Source organism: Lysinibacillus sp. EB271-A1-10B (genome assembly GCF_058791335.1).
This window is the reverse complement of record NZ_JBYTDL010000024.1, coordinates 1-18,471: the sequence shown is the minus strand read 5'-3', so window position 1 is coordinate 18,471 and position 18,471 is coordinate 1. Positions and strand designations below refer to the sequence as shown.

At 36.9% G+C, this 18,471-nt stretch carries 19 protein-coding genes, 1 tRNA gene and 1 rRNA gene; 2 read left to right on the top strand and 19 right to left on the bottom strand.

What is annotated here, in order from left to right:
• Positions 1-92 precede the first annotated feature (92 nt).
• From AC3WSK_RS21965 to groES, 9 genes are all read right to left on the bottom strand, one after another.
• On the bottom strand, positions 93-647 hold the full coding sequence (locus tag AC3WSK_RS21965) for a hypothetical protein (RefSeq protein WP_492414497.1): 555 nt from the start codon (positions 645-647) through the stop codon (positions 93-95).
• Positions 647-1,192, bottom strand: a complete 546-nt coding sequence (locus tag AC3WSK_RS21960) for a hypothetical protein (protein ID WP_492414498.1) — start codon at positions 1,190-1,192, stop codon at positions 647-649. Before AC3WSK_RS21960 ends, AC3WSK_RS21965 begins: the two co-directional genes overlap by 1 nt.
• Complete coding sequence (locus AC3WSK_RS21955) at positions 1,192-1,701, bottom strand: RNA polymerase sigma factor (protein ID WP_170939059.1); 510 nt, start codon at positions 1,699-1,701, stop codon at positions 1,192-1,194. Before AC3WSK_RS21955 ends, AC3WSK_RS21960 begins: the two co-directional genes overlap by 1 nt.
• Before the next feature lie 394 nt (positions 1,702-2,095).
• Complete coding sequence (locus AC3WSK_RS21950; RefSeq protein ID WP_079563619.1) at positions 2,096-2,827, bottom strand: hypothetical protein; 732 nt, start codon at positions 2,825-2,827, stop codon at positions 2,096-2,098.
• Positions 2,820-4,157: an AAA family ATPase gene (locus AC3WSK_RS21945; protein ID WP_492414499.1), complete on the bottom strand. Its 1,338-nt coding sequence runs from the start codon at positions 4,155-4,157 to the stop codon at positions 2,820-2,822. Before AC3WSK_RS21945 ends, AC3WSK_RS21950 begins: the two co-directional genes overlap by 8 nt.
• 535 nt (positions 4,158-4,692) lie before the next feature.
• On the bottom strand, positions 4,693-5,235 hold the full coding sequence (locus tag AC3WSK_RS21940; RefSeq protein ID WP_492414500.1) for a DUF6241 domain-containing protein: 543 nt from the start codon (positions 5,233-5,235) through the stop codon (positions 4,693-4,695).
• A 169-nt stretch (positions 5,236-5,404) separates the two neighbouring features.
• Positions 5,405-5,758, bottom strand: a complete 354-nt coding sequence (locus AC3WSK_RS21935; protein ID WP_492414503.1) for a site-specific integrase — start codon at positions 5,756-5,758, stop codon at positions 5,405-5,407.
• Positions 5,759-6,136: 378 nt separating this feature from the next.
• Positions 6,137-7,768, bottom strand: a complete 1,632-nt coding sequence (groL, locus tag AC3WSK_RS21930; RefSeq protein WP_492414501.1) for a chaperonin GroEL — start codon at positions 7,766-7,768, stop codon at positions 6,137-6,139.
• Positions 7,769-8,115: 347 nt separating this feature from the next.
• The gene (groES, locus tag AC3WSK_RS21925; protein ID WP_079563614.1) at positions 8,116-8,400 is read right to left on the bottom strand and encodes a co-chaperone GroES; all 285 of its coding nucleotides are present in this window, start codon (positions 8,398-8,400) and stop codon (positions 8,116-8,118) included.
• A gap of 172 nt (positions 8,401-8,572) precedes the next feature.
• Here groES and AC3WSK_RS21920 point away from each other — a divergent pair, with 172 nt between their 5' ends.
• Positions 8,573-9,337: a CPBP family intramembrane glutamic endopeptidase gene (locus tag AC3WSK_RS21920; RefSeq protein WP_079563613.1), complete on the top strand. Its 765-nt coding sequence runs from the start codon at positions 8,573-8,575 to the stop codon at positions 9,335-9,337.
• Positions 9,338-9,439: 102 nt separating this feature from the next.
• Here the strand turns inward: AC3WSK_RS21920 and tatC are convergent, their stop codons facing one another.
• From tatC to AC3WSK_RS21905, 3 genes are all read right to left on the bottom strand, one after another.
• Entirely contained in the window at positions 9,440-10,261 is an 822-nt protein-coding gene (gene tatC, locus AC3WSK_RS21915; protein WP_079563612.1) for a twin-arginine translocase subunit TatC, read from the bottom strand.
• Between the two features lie 17 nt (positions 10,262-10,278).
• Positions 10,279-10,464, bottom strand: a complete 186-nt coding sequence (locus AC3WSK_RS21910) for a twin-arginine translocase TatA/TatE family subunit (protein ID WP_010857065.1) — start codon at positions 10,462-10,464, stop codon at positions 10,279-10,281.
• Between the two features lie 231 nt (positions 10,465-10,695).
• Complete coding sequence (locus AC3WSK_RS21905; RefSeq protein ID WP_132364235.1) at positions 10,696-11,331, bottom strand: redox-sensing transcriptional repressor Rex; 636 nt, start codon at positions 11,329-11,331, stop codon at positions 10,696-10,698.
• A 225-nt stretch (positions 11,332-11,556) separates the two neighbouring features.
• On the opposite strand from AC3WSK_RS21905, the gene AC3WSK_RS21900 reads away from it, so the two are divergent.
• The gene (locus AC3WSK_RS21900; protein WP_492414502.1) at positions 11,557-13,500 is read left to right on the top strand and encodes an ABC-F family ATP-binding cassette domain-containing protein; all 1,944 of its coding nucleotides are present in this window, start codon (positions 11,557-11,559) and stop codon (positions 13,498-13,500) included.
• Positions 13,501-13,972: 472 nt separating this feature from the next.
• On the opposite strand, the gene tsaD is transcribed toward AC3WSK_RS21900, so the two are convergent.
• The 7 genes from tsaD to rrf form a co-directional block, all read right to left on the bottom strand.
• Positions 13,973-14,992 (bottom strand): tRNA (adenosine(37)-N6)-threonylcarbamoyltransferase complex transferase subunit TsaD, encoded by a 1,020-nt coding sequence (gene tsaD / locus AC3WSK_RS21895; protein WP_427485173.1) that lies wholly within the window; start codon positions 14,990-14,992, stop codon positions 13,973-13,975.
• Positions 14,989-15,441, bottom strand: coding sequence for a ribosomal protein S18-alanine N-acetyltransferase (gene rimI / locus AC3WSK_RS21890; RefSeq protein ID WP_079563608.1), 453 nt, complete (start codon positions 15,439-15,441; stop codon positions 14,989-14,991). The genes tsaD and rimI overlap by 4 nt, the downstream gene beginning before the upstream one ends.
• Entirely contained in the window at positions 15,434-16,141 is a 708-nt protein-coding gene (gene tsaB / locus AC3WSK_RS21885) for a tRNA (adenosine(37)-N6)-threonylcarbamoyltransferase complex dimerization subunit type 1 TsaB (protein ID WP_079563607.1), read from the bottom strand. Before tsaB ends, rimI begins: the two co-directional genes overlap by 8 nt.
• On the bottom strand, positions 16,138-16,587 hold the full coding sequence (gene tsaE, locus AC3WSK_RS21880; protein ID WP_079563654.1) for a tRNA (adenosine(37)-N6)-threonylcarbamoyltransferase complex ATPase subunit type 1 TsaE: 450 nt from the start codon (positions 16,585-16,587) through the stop codon (positions 16,138-16,140). The genes tsaB and tsaE overlap by 4 nt, the downstream gene beginning before the upstream one ends.
• A 469-nt stretch (positions 16,588-17,056) precedes the next feature.
• Positions 17,057-17,392 (bottom strand): hypothetical protein, encoded by a 336-nt coding sequence (locus AC3WSK_RS21875; RefSeq protein WP_079563606.1) that lies wholly within the window; start codon positions 17,390-17,392, stop codon positions 17,057-17,059.
• A gap of 378 nt (positions 17,393-17,770) precedes the next feature.
• Positions 17,771-17,846 (bottom strand) — tRNA-Asp (locus tag AC3WSK_RS21870).
• A 551-nt stretch (positions 17,847-18,397) separates the two neighbouring features.
• Positions 18,398-18,471 (bottom strand): 5S ribosomal RNA (gene rrf / locus AC3WSK_RS21865); the annotation flags it as partial.

Sequence of the window (18,471 nt, the reverse complement as noted above, 5' to 3'; positions counted from 1 at the left end):
TACACCTATAAAGCTTATGAATTAGAAAAGGAAAAGATGTCATTACTCAGTAAGCACAGATTCCCTAAAACAAAAAAAAGATCCATCGCTTGTTACAGCGACTGAACCTTATTACCATTAATTTTTTTATAGTATTTATGACACGCTCGATAATAGAATATGAATAGAAAATAAGCAAACAACTGAAGTATAGAACCTATAAAATGAACATTTTCTCGCATACTTGTATCAACATTTATTGAAAATGCCTGTATGACAAAACCGCAAAGCATAAATGCCATGAATTTCTGGTATGTTTTAAATGTTTTAACTTCAAGAGGTTTATTATTATGAATGTGTAATAATAATTGAAAAACCCAATACATGAAGATGATGAATAAAAATTGCATAAACTGTACACCAATTTCACCTAGTATACTATGTCCTAGCCATTGACCTAGCTCTAAGAAAAATGTCATTACCGCCAAAATAATAGCGGAGTTTTTCGACCAACGCTTTAAATTATGGAACGTTGGCAGTAAGTGAATACCATATGCAAAAAATATATATCCAATAAAATCTGGGAACATATCCGGTAATCCGAAAAAACTTGAATCTACAAAAACAAAGCATACCCCGTTAAATAAATGATCGTAAGGATTTTTCATTATTTCATACCCCTCTCATTTGTTTTCATCAAATAGTTACCATGTTCCTGTTGAATTTCATCTAAATAGTACTGCTTACTCGTATAATCGTAGGATTCGCTATAGCTTGGTTGTACAATAGGTTCATCCATATTTTGATGCTCTGCATAAACTAGGTTCCCTACCCATGCCAAGAAAGACAAAGAAAATGTCATGTAGACAAGTCTTCCCTTCGTAAGCCCTTTGTAATAAACGAACAAAATAAACAATGAGAGCGTAAGCATGAGGAACATACACACTATATTAGTAAGATCTTTTTCCGGATTGATAGTTAACTGTGCTGCATTTTTCAAATGGAACGATTGTCCTGTACCCATGCTGAATACAAATAGAAGAACAACTAGCGTCACTGGAACGGTTAGTATGGTTGCGATAGTAAATCTTTTTGTCTTTTTTATATGAGTCATTTCGAGTTCTTGACGTAATTGATTTGAGAAATCTATATCTGGATCTTTATCAGGGCGTTTTTTTAGTGCGTCAACTAAATCGTAATCACGTTCTTCCATCAATCATCCCTCCCAACCTTTTTTCGAAGCCTTGCCATTGCTCGGTGAAAATCAACACGTACCTTGACTTCCGAGATACCTATTATCGCTGCTGTTTCTTGTATCGTGTAGTCTTTTAGCATTCTGCAAATAATGATTGTCCGATCATGTGATTTTAATGTCATTAATGCTTCTTGTACTGCCTGCCATTGCTCATTTTTCTCCACAATCTCTAAAGGCTTTGGTACTTCCTTCAAGACGGGCTGCCAGCTAAGTTTTTCTGTTAATAAACGCTTTATTTTCTGCCTTCTATGTATATCTACTGCTGTATTCCGTGCGATTGATAAGAGCCAAATTTTCACTTTATCTTTATCCTTCAAATTATGTAACTGCTTCATCGCCTTAAAAAACGTTTCTTGTGTAATATCCTCTGCCTCTTGTTTGCTATTTGTATAATAAAGCGCAAAATGATACACATCACGATGATAACAATCGTACAAATGTTCAATTTTTAATATATCCTGACGCAAAACTTCACCCCACTTTCTACACTTACAAATAAGTCGTCGCAACTAATTATTTGTTACACTTTTTCAAATTATTTTCACAACTAGCGTAAAACACCTCGTTGTAAATATTAATCAGGTTGGTAGTGTCAATTCCGAGGCAAGCCATTCTAAAATGGATATGCGTAGTGTTATTGTGGAGGAATTAGCGAAGTTATTCCCGTCTGGGCGATGTCCAGTCTCCACTACAATCAACTATGTATCTTCTGGCATGTTGCTCTTTTTATATTTTGTCTTTTAAACAATAAAATGCCCTCCAACGATTATGGAGGGCATAGGCATAAACTACCCATTAAAGCCTTATTGGTGAAACAAAAAATCAGTGGAAGATGTGGACCCCACTGATTAAAGTTACACTTTATTGTACATCTGATTTAATCATCTCAAATAATAACGGCACGTTCGTTCCGCGTTGTAACGAATTACAGCCCTCCATTAAAAATGACCAGCTCATTTTCATTTTTTCTTTATACGAAAGCTCTGCATTAACTGGAAGATAGTCTTTTAAAAACTCTTCTATAGAACTCGATAAATTGTCCATAAATTCATCTGCCTTTTGCACCTTTTCCGTTGCTATTTCATTGCGCTCATTCCATAGTACATGCTCTAAGTTTGTAGAAAAATAAAATAGCTGGTACGGTATTCTTAATCGCTGAATGCTAAAATGATCATTCGCCACAAGGATTTTGGCATTATTCGCCTTCATTTCATTGCGTTGCTCGATTTGTTCCTTACGCTTCTCAGTTTTCACCAATATTGCATCTTCTGTATAGTATAGTTTTTGCTCAATATCTTCCTTTACTTTGACAAATTCGGGGTCAATAAAACAACCGTCTGCATCGGTAATATGAACAACAGCAGTTAAATCCTTCGCTAAAAACTTATACTTTTGCAAATAGTTCTGAATCACTCGCGTAACGCTATTTTTAATATTAGGTATCCGTTTATTGGCATCCCACTTCGTTAAAATATCTTCCCGTTGTACATCAAAGCGAATCGTAGAATTTGCAAAATGTTCATCTAGATAATCCTCTAAAACAATTTGCTCCGTCTGCCCCTCTACAATAATTAAAAGAACTTTTTTAGTCATGCTGGACACCCGCTTTTCTAAAGGCACGCTTAATTTTAAATATCTTCGTTTCTTTATAAACCTCTTCATCCTGTCCGCCCAACTGGATTGCACGTAAATAAACATCTCGAGCATTATTTACCTCTTTAATACCTTTTAGCTGCATATAACGACGTTCCTCGTTCGTTGTCGTAAACCATAAGTTTTTAATAGCAAGCACCTCTAACACGCGTAAATTATGAGACGTAAAAATAAGCTGGCCTTTTCCGTCCTCATCAATCACTGTTAACAACTCGCCTAATAAATATTCAAAAACACCAGAATCTAACTCATCAATTACTACACAAGCATTCGGGTTATTATAAACGGCAATGAGCACACTGAGTACAGAAATAATTTTCAAAATCCCTTCTGACTCTGTTCTTAGTGGTAATTCGCGCTCCCCTCGCTGTGATAAAAATTCAAAACGGACCCCTTTTTCTCCATTATCCATCGTTTGTTTTGTAATGACATTAATCTTAATAGTTAGACCCGGAATAATCGCTGATAATACACGATTACTTTGTTCTATTACTTCACATAACACATTAAACGTATCCTCTGGCAATAACGCTGGTCCTTTCAAATTGTAAGGGATAGAACCTCGAGTTTTTTCTAGATGGATACTAAATGGCATGCTGCGCTCCTCAAATAATGGTGCGATATTTTGATTATTAACAACATGTAGATCTCGATTAAAATCTATTGCTAAATTATGAAGTAATTGCATTTCTAGCTCTGACAATCTGTCTTGTAATAATGGCTTTAAATCTTTGTGAAAGATAAAGGACGTATATTGTTTTTTAGATAGTTGATGAATGACTAGTAATTGGATACGCGTTTTTTCATTCATATCAGAAAGAGTAGCTTTACGTAGTTGTATGTCTTCCTCTGTAACATTAATTAGAATTTTTGAACGCTTACCTTTCTCATTCTCTCTGTAAGCTATACGTTCAACCGTTGTGTACAGTCTGTTTTGATCTTCTTGTAACTCTACGTAATAATTAAGAAAAAAAGTGCCAAATGGATTTTCTACAAGAAACTCAAACTCAATACTTGCCGTATCCTCTCCTGCCATAATTAATCTCTTTTCTTGAGACGGTAATTTTATTTCAGTAATCCAGCCGGAGATCAGTGCCTTTAACAAGCCAAATGCATCAACAATAGTTGTTTTCCCTGAACCGTTTTGTCCGTATAAACCTACAACGTTAGCCTTAAAAAATGTCTCAAAATTCACCGTTAAAACAATTTCGCCATGTCGTACATTTCGTAAATTTTGTATCTTAATTTTCTTGATTTTTATAATGGCCATTTATCTAAACATCCTTTAAATGATATTTTCTTCTATTATAATTAATTTTGATATATTTTATAACATTTTCTACTTTAACGAATTATATCTTTATCGAATATGTACCTATTTTAATGCCAACAACGATCATAATAGAAGGCATATGTAGAGAGGAAAAGTGAAGAAAGATGTGTTTCATTAGCCAATCCGTATTTAAATCTCGACGATATTGTTATTAACATTCCGTTTTACCTGGTTCCGAAAAAAGCAAAAAACCACTTCTCAAATTGAGAAGTGCTTTTATTAGCTAGAGCTGTAGGTTACATCATTCTTGGCATGCCGCCCATACCAGACATAGCTGGCATTGCTGATGCTGGTTCTGGAATATCTGCTACTACTGCTTCTGGTGTTAAGACAGAACATGAAGTAGTGTTATCTATTCTACTGAATCCTCACATTCAACTGCTAGTATATCTACGTAGTAATTTGGTGGATTTTTAGTAATTAATTATGATAACAGACTGGTAAATGGCGTACAAATAGAAAATTTCTCTCATTAATGAGTGCCATCATATAAATCATATTTTAAATTGTGTTCTACATACTGTGCTTCTTCCTCGGGCGATAGCAAACGAATTGCTTTCCCTGAATTTCTTGATTCATCGCCACCTTGAAGTTGCCATATGGAATTGTGTTCGTCAACGGCGTTTGAAAAATCACCTTCCGACCATCTTTCCAATATTGAAATATAAAGTTCTTTATATTTATAATTGCTTTTTTGGGAAATTTCCAACAATCGGCCAACTTTTTCTTGTGTTATTTGTTCATGACCCCATTTTACTTCAGCTTCAACCTTTTGGTGAGACATGCTGTGAATGGCTTCGTTCACTTTGTGTTCTATTAAGTTGTCAGGATAAAGCAACTCTTCTTTTGTAACAGTTTTACTTTCAAGAATTACTCCATTATGTTCAACAGTTGCTTTTTCTTTTTCAGGAACAGGTTTCTCCATTTGTTCAGTGAATTTGATGTAACCAAAAATCCCACCAAAAATGGCCATTATTACAATAATGACGATAACCGATTTTGTTTTTCTCTGCATATTATTAAACCTCACTTATAATTTGTATTCATTATGAAATTTGGTTTATTTTATGTAATTTGTTTAATAATAACAGAAGATTGAAACGAGGTACAATAGGTACTTACCGTTTTAGAGAGCACCTGTTCCGAAGTGTTTAATAAACACATCAAGCCAAAATCGTGGGTGGCTAGCATTTTGCTAGGTACATAACGTTTCGTTCGAATTTCGCCAACTTGTCCGTAATCGGCATCGTTTCTTTCCTTCTTGTTTTCCCAAAGATTGATATTGACCTATTTGCGAAATCAACATTGCTCCATTGCAAATTACAAATTTCACCTCTCCTAATAACTGTGCCAAGAATCAACACAATGATTAAGTAGTCACGATATGCCATGTATGTTTTCTCACGTCTTTTGATACGTCTATAGAAATTGAGCATTTGTTTAATCTGTTCGTCCGTAAAAACTTCAACTTTAGTATCCTGTTTTTGCATTTTGACCTTATGTGCAGGATTTTTCGCAATGACTTCACATTCAATCATGTAATTCAAGAACGCTCGTATTCTCAAAATTTTGGTATTAATTGTGCTTGGTTTATCACCTTTTTCTTGGCAAACAATCAAATGTTGTCGGACATGATTATAAGTAATATCCTCAACATTTATTACTTGGTTCTAAGTGCAATAATCAATGAATTTGCCTAAAAGCGTTTTGTAGTTTTGAATATTTGCTTTGCTCGTGTTTTTAAATTTCCTATCATCTAAAAAGTCTTGATATGCAAATTTAAGCAACAAAAAAAACCACTCCTCTTGTTTACCGAGAAGTGGTTTTTGTTATTGAAATTAATTATTTACATAACTGCTTCACAAATTGGGTGAAAAATAGTAGTAACTATTTCACAAGATGAAGGAGAAAAACCCTTACATCATTCCTGGCATGCCGCCCATACCAGACAAATCTGGCATTGCTGATGCTGGTTCTGGAATATCTGCTACTACTGCTTCTGTTGTTAAGAATAGAGCCGCTACAGATGCTGCGTTTTGTAGAGCTGAGCGAGTTACTTTCGCTGGGTCTACTACGCCCGCTTCGATCATGTTTACCCATTCGCCTGTCGCAGCGTTGAAACCTACACCAATTGCTTCACGTTTTAGACGATCCACAATAATTGAGCCTTCAAGACCTGCGTTGTTTGCGATTTGACGTACTGGCTCTTCTAAAGCACGTAGAACAATTTTCACACCTGTTGCTACGTCGCCTTCTTCTGCATCCGCAACTTTTTCAACTGCTGCATATACGTTAAGAAGTGCAGTACCACCACCTGATACAATACCTTCTTCAACTGCTGCACGAGTTGAGTTTAGAGCGTCTTCAATGCGAAGTTTGCGTTCTTTTAGTTCTGTTTCTGTTGCAGCACCAACTTTGATTACTGCTACACCACCTGCTAATTTTGCAAGGCGTTCTTGTAATTTTTCTTTATCGAATTCTGAAGTTGTTTCAGCAAGCTGAGCACGGATTTGACCAATACGGCCTTCGATTGCATCTGCACCGCCAACACCTTCTACGATTGTTGTATTATCTTTTGTCACAACCACTTTTGCGGCGCGACCAAGTGATGTAATATCAGCTGATTTAAGGTCTAAGCCTAATTCTTCTGTAATTACTTGACCACCTGTTAAAATTGCGATATCTTCAAGCATTGCTTTACGACGGTCACCGAATCCTGGAGCTTTAACCGCTACAGCATTGAATGTACCACGAAGCTTGTTCACTACAAGTGTTGCAAGAGCTTCACCTTCAACATCTTCAGCAATGATTAACAGTGGACGACCTTGTTGTACCACTTGTTCTAATAATGGTAATACTTCTTGGATGTTTGTAATTTTTTTATCAGTAATTAAAATGTATGGATTATCCAATACAGCTTCCATTTTATCTGTATCTGTTACCATGTAGTGTGATGCATATCCACGGTCGAATTGCATACCTTCTACTACATCAAGCTCAGTTGTGAAGCCTTTAGATTCTTCAATTGTAATAACACCGTCGTTACCCACACGTTCCATTGCTTCTGCAATTAATTGTCCTACTTCATCATCAGCAGCAGAGATGGCCGCAACTTGTGCGATTTCCTCTTTGTTGCTTACTGGACGAGAAATAGCGTTTAATTCTGTAAGTGCTGCTGCAACTGCTTTGTCAATCCCTTTACGAATGCCTACAGGATTTGCACCAGCTGTTACGTTTTTTAAGCCTTCACGAATAATTGCTTGAGCTAATACTGTTGCAGTTGTTGTACCGTCACCAGCGATTTCGTTCGTTTTAGAAGCAACTTCCGCTACTAATTTTGCACCCATGTTTTCGTATGGATTTTCTAGCTCGATTTCTTTTGCAATTGTTACACCATCATTTGTAATAAGTGGTGAACCGAATTTTTTTTCTAAAACTACGTTACGACCTTTTGGCCCTAGAGTAATTTTTACTGCGTTTGCTAATTTATCTACACCTTGTAGCATTAATGCACGTGCTTCTTCTGAGAATTTAATATCTTTTGCCATTTGAATTTACCCTCCTGGAATGGAATATTCGTTAAGCTTCATCAATATATTTATAAAAATTTCGCCATACTGTCATTGTCACTAATATGTTTTTCGTGACAATCACTAGCAGTATTTACTTTAAAAGGAATTCTCACCAAAACGTGTGGTTGATTTCCGTTCCGACTGGGCGCTTTGTTGCTGACGCTTCGCTTTCGCACAGAGTAAAGCTTCCTGGGGGCGTCCGATGAGCCATTGATCCCCAAGGAGTCGCCCAGCCTCCACTCCAATCAACCTATTTATACATAGTAGACGTTTTAAAAAATGTCATCCACAACGTTTGGTGATGAATCTTTAAAAGTATTAATTTATTCAATAATCGCAAGAATATCGCTTTCGCGTAAAATTAGGTATTCATTACCTTCATATTTAACTTCTGTACCAGAGTATTTAGAGAAAATAATGCGGTCGTCAACTTTAACGTCAAGCTCTACACGTTGTCCGTTCTCTAATATACGACCTGTCCCAACTGCTACAATTTTACCTTCTTGTGGCTTTTCTTTTGCAGAGTCTGGCAGTACAATACCGAATGCAGATTTTTCTTCTACCTCGATTAGTTCGATTACAATACGATCTCCTAGTGGTCTTAACAAGTGAAACAACCTCCTATTAATTAATTATAAGATTAACTCTATTAGCACTCTACCCATACGAGTGCTAACACAATTATTATGATAATCAATCACACTTTTTTTTGCAAGTCAGAACTTCGAAAAATTTTGTTTTCTTTCCATATTCCTCTACAATAGAAAGGTAACATAATGAATGGAAAGGATTTTGACTGTGAACAATTCTACAAAAATAAGTAAGCATAAAAAAACAGCCCTTTATGTTTTAGTGATTTATATCGTCATGCATCTATCAGGGATATTGCTAGCAAAGCCGTTTCACAAGCTTATTATGAGTACAACTGGTTTGCCTAGCGAGCAAGCTGCTCCTCTTACGCAAGGTTGGTATATTGCACTTAGCTTTGCCACTGCGTTAATTCTAAGCTTAATCCTAACATCTCGCGATAAAGCGTTTTGGGATATTTATAAAGGGAAGAAAGAAACGATACCACTGTCAATTATGTGGGGAATTATTGGTTTCTTCTTAGTTTTCTTTGGCCAAATGATTGGCGCAGCGATCGAAATGGCCATATTCGGTATCCAAGGTGGATCGCAAAACACAGCTGATATTGTAGCTATTGCAAAAGGTGCTCCTATTGCGATATTAGCGATAGTTGTTTTTGGACCAATATTAGAAGAGTTCGTCTTCCGTCGTGTTATTTTTGGATCGCTTGTCCAAACAACTAATTTCTGGATAGCCGGTATAGTAAGCGCCATTTTCTTTGCCCTTATTCATATGGACTTCTCACATATCTTGCTTTATACAATTTGCGGATTGATCTTTGCCTTCTTATATCACAAAACAAAACGCATTTGGACGTCCATTATCGCCCATGTCATGCTGAACGGTTTTGTGACACTTGTACAATTGTATGCAGAACCATTGCAAAAGTTTCTTCAAGAACTAGAAAAAATGCAATAAAAATCAGCGGGTGTTTGGACACCCGCTGAAAGAAGTTAAATTTAACTGTATCTATCACGACGAAAAAGCTCGATGCTACTAATTAGCATCGAGCTTCTATTATTATTGATTCAATTCTTCGATTTGACGTCTCTGCTGTTCAAGTGCCTCTTCTATCTGACGTTTTTGCTCAGCTTCTTGTTCTTCCTTCATTCGCATTTCCTCTGATTTTAAGTATTTCTTATAACCAATACGAGAAATCATAATGCTAATTTCATAAAGAACAAACAACGGTACTGAAACCATTAAGTGCGAAGCTAATTCAGGTGGCGCGATTAGTGCAGCACATACAAATAAACCAAAGTATGAATACTTACGAATACGAATTAGTAACTCAGGAGATAAAATCCCAATACGTGAAAAGAACAAGACTACAATCGGTAATTGGAAAAGGAAACCAAAAGGTATTGTAAGCTTAAATAAAAACGAAAAATATTCATGTATACCAATTGTTTGTTGAATTTCTAAATCGTTTGATAAATTCATCATAAACTTTATGACATAAGGGAATAGTAAAAAATACGAAAAAGACAGCCCTGCTAAAAACAATAAAAATGAATACGGTATATAGCTTAAAGTTGCTTTTCGTTCTACGTCCCTTAATCCCGGGCTAATAAAAGCCCACAATTGATACATCAATACCGGTGAGGATAGGATAAATGCTATTAAAAAAACTACTTGGATATAAATTGCAAGTGGTGTTACTACATCAAATGCATGGAGCTCTATATTGTAATTCGCTCCAGTACTTTGAAGGTATTTAACAAGTGGCTTTGCAACAAAGAAGCCGCCAGCCATAGCTAGAACAAAGAAAACGGCAACAATGAAAAGCCGTTTTCTTAATTCTTCTATATGTTCAATGACAGTTAGATCTCTTGGATTCATTCCACAAACATCCTAACTTACTTATCTAATTCTTTCTTTTTCTTGTCATCATCATCTTCGTCGGCTAAACCTTTAGTAGCATTTTTGAATTCACGTAATGTTGAACCAAATGCTTTACCAAGCTCTGGTAACTTCTTAGGACCAAAAATTAGTAATGCGACAATTCCGATAATAATGAGGCTCATAGGACCAATACCACCCATTAAAGCCACCTCCTCTTTATATCCATCATTTTAACGCATATTTAGCCATTTTGCTAACTAATTATATGTGAAAGTTTTTCGTCATTCTCTCAATTTTATACATACTTCTATTGAACAGAAACTGTGAGCTATGCTATCAATTATACCTCAGTCTAATTACGCCCTAAGGCTTTAACTTCTTTCAATGGGCGTTTGTACACCCGCTGAAAGAAGTTAAATTATGTACAATGATCACTCTTCCTGATTACGAATTAAATAAATAAGCGCCTGCAACTCTACCGACAAATCGATTGTTAAAAGTTGCATTTTATCTGGTACTGTAATACGCTCTGGCGTAAAGTTCAAAATTCCTTTTGCGTTCATCACTGCTAATCTATCAGCCATTTTCTGTGCAGAGCGTGGTGAAACTGTTAAAATTGCAAGCTCCGCTCCATATTCCGCATATTTTTCTTCCAATAAGTCAGGGTGAAAAACAGGAATATTGCTAATCATTTTCCCTTCTTTTGGGGCCTTCGAGTCAAATGCAACAACGATATGAGTATTGTGGTTTTTTTGAAAATTATATTTTAATAAAGCACTACCTAAATTCCCTACACCAATTAACGCAACCTTAGTCGCTTCATGTTGATCGAGCGTTTGGCTAAAAAATTTTAAGAGATGCTGCACATCATAGCCATATCCCTTTTTCCCAAGAGCACCAAAATAAGAAAAATCTCGGCGAATAGTTGCAGAATCAATTTTCATCGCTTCACTTAGTTCCTTCGACGAAATGCGTTCCATGCCTTCTTGTGCAAAGTTTTGGATAAAACGATAGTAAAGAGGAAGTCTTTTCGTAGTGGCTTGTGGAATTTTCAATTCTTGTTTCAAACTTTTTCCTCCTTAAAATGTATCAAATTCTATTTATGATACAGGCTTTATATTTCTAAATTTATAATATTCACTGGAGGATTTTCCTTTAGTTAATGGCGCTTTTACGCCACTAAATAAAGGGAAATCGTTTCAATCTTACATGACAGCTTGGAATAAGTAAAGCATCGACATTGCAAGCCAATCGCTCATCCATTACACTAAGGAAGAATTGAGGTGTCATGAATGATTGTTTTACAGGTCAATCAACTATATAAATCCTTCCTTGCAGATGAAATTTTAAGTGGCGTAAAATTAGAAGTTCAACATCGTGACCGAGTTGCATTAGTAGGTCGTAACGGTGCTGGTAAATCCACTTTACTTAAAATTATTGCTGGTCAAATGTCATATGACTCTGGCGATATTATTATCCCGAAAGGTATACAAATTGGATACTTAGAGCAGCATGCTGGTTTAAACTCAACATTGTCGATTTGGGATGAAATGATGACAATTTTTGAGCCGCTTATTGCCCAAGAACAAACGCTACGATCATTAGAACAACAAATGGCCGACCCAGCTGTTTATGAAAATCCTACTTTATATGCAAAAATAATGTCTGAATACGATCATTTACAACATAATTTTAAGGATGCGGGTGGCTATCAATATGAATCGGATACACGTTCTGTGCTTCATGGTATGCAGTTTTATCCTGAGGATTACCAAAAGTCAATTAGCTCACTATCAGGGGGACAACGGACGCGGTTAGCACTTGCTAAGCTTCTTTTAAGTAAACCTGACCTATTAATCCTTGATGAACCTACTAACCATTTAGATATTGAAACCCTCTCTTGGTTAGAATCATATTTAAAGGGTTATGAAGGGGCTATTCTAATTGTTTCCCATGACCGCTACTTCTTAGACCAGGTTGTTTCCATTGTCTACGAAGTATCTCGTCATCGCGTCACAAAATATACAGGCAATTATAGTGCCTATTTAGATGAGAAAGCGAAAAATTATGAGCGTGATTTGAAGCTATATGAACGTCAGCAAGATGAAAAGGCCAAGCTAGAGGAATTTATTCAAAAAAATATTGCTCGTGCTTCTACTACTAAAATGGCACAAAGTCGTCGTAAAATGCTCGAACGAACAGAATGGATGGACTCTCCCGAAGGTGATGAAAAGTCAGCAAGCTTCGGTTTTACAATTGAACGCCAAAGTGGTAACGATGTATTATCTATCGATGACTTAACGATAGGTTATGCTGATAAGAAAATATCAAGCGGCATCACACTACGCACTTTCCGAGAAGACCGCATTGCACTTGTTGGACCCAATGGTGTTGGTAAATCCACTTTATTAAAAACCATTGTCAAAGATTTGCTACCATTCACTGGAGAGATTCGCTATGGTACAAATGTTCAGATTGGTTATTATGATCAAGAGCAGGCAAAGCTATCGAGCAATAAAAGTGTTCTAAAAGAGCTATGGGATGAATGGCCTTTAATGAATGAAAAAGATATTCGCACAGCGCTAGGCCGCTTCTTATTCAGTGGAGTTGATGTAGATAAAACCGTGTCGTCTTTATCTGGTGGAGAAAAAGCCAGACTTGCATTAGCTAAGTTGATGATGCAAAAGGCAAATTTCTTAATTCTTGATGAGCCTACCAATCACTTAGACTTAGATAGTAAAGAGATACTGGAAAACGCACTTATTGATTATCCTGGAACGCTCTTATTCGTATCGCATGACCGATATTTTATCAATCGAATCGCTACTAAAGTAATCGAACTGTCTGGTGATGGTTCCTTTGAGTACTTAGGTGACTATGATTATTATCTTGAGAAAAAACAAGAGCTAATAGAAATCGCCCAAATGAAGGCTGCTGCTCAGCCGCAAGCGCAAGCTGATGTACCTGAGAAGATCTCTACTTCTAAAATTGATAAAGAGGCTAAAAAACGAGAGCGTCAAATTAGACGCACGCTTGAGGAACTAGAAGAGAAAATGCAACAAGAAAATCTTGAAATAGCTCGCTTAGAGGAAGCTCTTTGCGATCCTGAGATTTTCACAGACCACGAAAAAATTACACAACTCCAGGATGAATTATCCACTTCTAAAGAACAGTACGAATTATTTGAAATGGAATGGCTGGAGCTAAGTGAAGAACTTGAAAATATTACCTTATAACATCCCCTACCGAACTTCTTTCTTTACATTGGGAGTATTGTAAAGCCATGTGCCTTGTCGCATGGCTTTTTACTTTACTCGTCTTCATTTTTCATATATATTGGTCAAGTGCTATTTTTCGACAAAAAATGCCCACAACTTTATACACACTATAAATCTAGTAATACCAACATATCAACAGACTTTTCCACATTGTCCACAATTCAAAAATATTTTATTCACATGATTCTGTGCAAAACAGGCTACTATATATTGAATAATCACAAGTTATGCACAAGTTATCAACATTTTGTGCATAAGTACGGATGTTCGCTCTTTTATTTTCGCCTTGCCTGTGGATAATTTTCTGAAAAATTTGTCAACTAATCAGATTTATATTTTCTTATGTCCACTGTTTTCTCAACATTTTTTTCACAAAAGCAAAAAAGAGGTGTTTTAGAATTAAATCTAAAACACCTCTTTCTGAAAGAATTTATACCCAGGATTTTAACTCCATTCCAGGACGACCGTTCATTGATAAATTGCCTCGAATAGTCATTTCAAACATAGGTGTTGCTGCTGCCCCTATCATAGCGGCATTATCTGTACACAGCTTTAATGGCGGTACATACAACGGGATACCTTCTTCCGCAAATACTGACTCAAGTGATGTACGTAAGCCTTTATTTGCCGCTACACCTCCAGCTGCAATAACTTGTTTCACTTTATATTCACGTGCTGCCCGTAATGTTTTAGCTGTTAACACTTCAACTACGCTATCCTGAAATCCTTTGGCTACGGCAGTCGGAGAAATCTCTTCTCCACGCTGATCCATATTATGCTTATAATTAATAACTGCTGACTTTAAACCGCTAAAGCTAAAATCATAAGAACCTTCCTCTAACCACACTCGTGGGAAGGTTACAGCCTCATCTCCCTCGTGTGCTAGTTTGTCAATACGTGGACCACCTGGATATGGTAAGCCTAAAACACGTGCAACCTTATCATAAGCTTCACCAGCTGCATCATCTCTCGTCTCACCAATGACTTCAAAAGAGCCATGTTCTTTCATATAAACTAGCTCTGTATGGCCACCTGATACAACTAGTGCTAATAATGGGAATTCCATCGGCTGTACAAGTGCGTTAGCATATATATGTCCAGCTATATGATGCACACCGATTATCGGTAAATCATTGGCAAATGCAAAAGCCTTCGCGGCATTAATCCCAATTAACAATGCACCTACAAGACCAGGACCTTCAGTAACTGCCACAGCGTCTAAATCAGTTGGCTTCATATTTGCCTGCGCTAATGCTTCTTCAATAACCACTGTAATTTGCTCAACATGATGACGAGATGCAATTTCAGGTACAACCCCACCAAATCGTTTATGACTTTCTATTTGAGATGCAACCACATTTGAAACAATTTCAGAGCCATTTCGAATAATCGCTGCTGCTGTTTCATCACAGCTCGATTCTATTGCTAATATAATTCGATCTTCCATCATAAATTCACCCACATGACAAGGGCATCCTCCCCGTTATCTGTATAATAGCCTTTACGTATGCCACCGTCTTGGAAATCAAGCTTTCGATAAAGATTTTGAGCAACTGTATTTGTCACTCGTACCTCTAAACTCATGACTTCCATACTATGGTCTTTCGCAATACGCATTGCCTCTCGCATTAACCCTTCACCAATTCCGCGACCGCGAGCAGCATCTATAACGGCTACGTTCGTAATTTGCGCTGCGTCTATTACCATCCACATTCCACAAAAACCGATAATGTTATTATATTCATCTATAGCTAGCACATAATGTGCATACTGATTTTCATGCACTTCATAATAAAAAGAGTCTAACGTCCATGGTGTAGTAAATGTAGCAAGCTCAATTTCATACACTACTGGGACATCTTCAGATACCATTTTACGAAATATTACATTACTACTCATGTGCCTTCTCCTTTTGTTCCTTCAGCCAATTCGCCTCCGCCTCTGCAATACGTTTGTATTGCGGGACAAAATGATGAACAGCATCCACACTTGGTAGCTCCACTTTCGTCGCTAATCGAACTGTTTCACTTGCTCTTGGCAAGTCATGACTAAATGGTATACGTTGAGCATAGTCACCTAGCACCTCTACGATTTTATGCCAAAACACATCTACATCTACTCCAACAAATAAAATCGGTGCCTCTAAAGCCTGTAAACGCTCTAACAGGCCATCAATATGATCGTGATAATCATCTATAATTGTTTCAAGCTCACGCCCTTTATAAACGGCCGTATAAACATTGCCTCTGCGCGCATCAAAAATAGGACAAATAAACCCATCATATAGTGCTGCATTTGCGGCTAATGACTTTAAGCTAGATACTCCAACTAAAGGCTTTTTCAATGTCCATGCTAATGTTTTTGCAAGCGTCACGCCTATTCGTACACCTGTATAAGAACCAGGCCCTTCTGATACAGCAATCGCATCCAACTCGCTTGGCTTTATGCCAGCGTTTGCTAGCACTTCTTCAATGGCTGGCATAGCACCTGCCGAATGCGTTAATTTTATATTTTGTACAATCTCTGCGACCACTTTACCATCCCGTATTACAGCAATAGAAAGTGGTGCATTCGCTGTTTCAATCCCTAACCAAATCATTTCATTAGCTCCTCACATAATGCCTCATATCGCTTTCCCAGAGGTGTTAATACAAATCGTCGTTGATTTTCTCCCATTCGGTAAATTTCTATTGCAAGGCGCTCCTGTGGTAAATCCTGTTCAATCAAATGAGCCCACTCGACAACTGACACCGCATCACCATAAAATAACTCGTCCCATCCAAGGTCTTCATCACTTTCTGCTAAACGATAAACATCTAAATGATTAAATGGTAAACGCCCTTCATATTGCTTTACAATCGTAAATGTCGGGCTATTGACTGTTCTCTTCACGCCAAGCCCCTTCGCTAATGCTTTCGTAAATGTCGTCTTGCCAGCGCCCAAATCACCCTCTAATGTAATTGTATCCTGGGCTTCTAGTACGCTTGCTAGCTTCAGCGCAAACTGCTCAGTATCATCAAGTGAATTCATTATTTTTTCATACATCATCTCTTTTTTCCTCTCCTAGCTCCATTACTTCTAGTTTACCGAAACAAGCGTAAATGTTCAAAGCATCCAATGGATTTTAAAAAAAACAATTACACCTTGGCGTAATTGTTGCAGCTTGTCGACAAAAGGAATATAAATTACTGTATATCGAATTAACAAAAGTGATGCTCATCATGGGATGAGTCGATAACTTGAAACTACTAATCAATTATGCCTCGGCATAATTGCGTCCGGAATCAGCTTTGTGCTTTGGCATGAGGGTAGGTTTGCCTAGTTTTTATACAAGGCAAACCTATTCATGTAGATTGCTAGAGAAAAACGAGATCATTTCAACGTCACTACTATACAACTTATGCAAGAAAGCATTCATCAAAAACCTAAAACAATTATGCCTTGGAGTAATTATCGCTATCGCTACTACAACATGTGCAAAATGAAGAGACAACATCCTTATAAAAAGAAGTGCTTATTTTTTTTTACCCTTTATCTCACTAATCTCTTTTTTAACCAATTTATCATCTTTAAATTGTACATTATAAGCTTTTGTCATAAGTATTTCATCATTCCAGCGGTATTGATCTTTTTTCAATGTTTCTCCTGCTCCCCCTGCAATTTTTACTACCTCCATATATGTCATACCTTCTTTTATTTTTTCAAATTCCGCTTCATTCATATTTTTTTGCCAGTGGTACGCATTGGATTCCTCAATATCTAAGATAGAATCTCCACAGCCTACTAGTATTACAGCAGCACATATGAGCAAGCTTATATTAAGACGTTTTATGTAATAATAATTTCTCATGTAACACCTCCAAATCTTTTTCACACGAGAGAAATCGATAATATCATCGTCTTTTTTATAGTTAATGCCCTATTTGTTAGATTTATTACCTAGCTCTTTATTTCTATCACTCTTCATCAACTGTAGTGAAACGTAATGGTAAGGTCTCTACAAAAGCTACATCCTGTCTACTGACTTGTTTGTTAACACGGGCACTATAGGGTCTTTTCTAGTCTGTTTTATGCAGGGGTTCGAGGTATTCACCCCCATCTTAAATTGGATTGAATAAAAGAAATAATATTTTTAGAAATTATACATATCCACTAATTTCCTTATAATAACAATAAAAAAAGTTCTTATGATTTAAAAGCATCATAAGAACTATATTATCAATTATAATGGCGGTCCCGACCGGGATCGAACCGGCGATCTCCTGCGTGACAGGCAGGCATGTTAACCGCTACACCACGGGACCTCTTTAAGACATTTATAAATATATCATATGTAATTGAAGTATGCAATACTTTTTTATATATTTTTATTTTTATATTCTCTATCTTTTTCGTATCGACTTTGCAAATCTATTATGTCGACGTAAGATTGGATTTGACTTTGGCTTATGCCTGCAGATTTTTGCGTGAAAGCGAAGCGGCAGCACAACATGAAGGTCGACACGATATCGGTCATTTCGGTAATGCCACAGGGCGTGGCGTTTTTAGCCTTAGCTTTTCTATTTCAACGGGCGTTTGGCCCCCCTGAAAAGCAGCTTAACTTCGCATTCCTCACACCGTAGAGGTAGGAAAGTTTTGTATCTGACGCTATGCTTACGATACAAAAGACATTTGTAATTAATGTTTCACTTTCGCTACGAAAACACTCTTGCTGAAAAAAGAAAGAAGGTAAATATAAAAAGAGCAACTACAAAACACTAGTCTTGTAGCTGCTCTTTAATTGTTTTATCGTCAACAGCTTTAGCTTCTTGTCTATAATAAAAAAACAGCCAGCACACAGCTGACTGTTTATATTGCCTAGCGACGTCCTACTCTCACAGGGGGAAGCCCCCAACTACCATCGGCGCTAAAGAGCTTAACTTCCGTGTT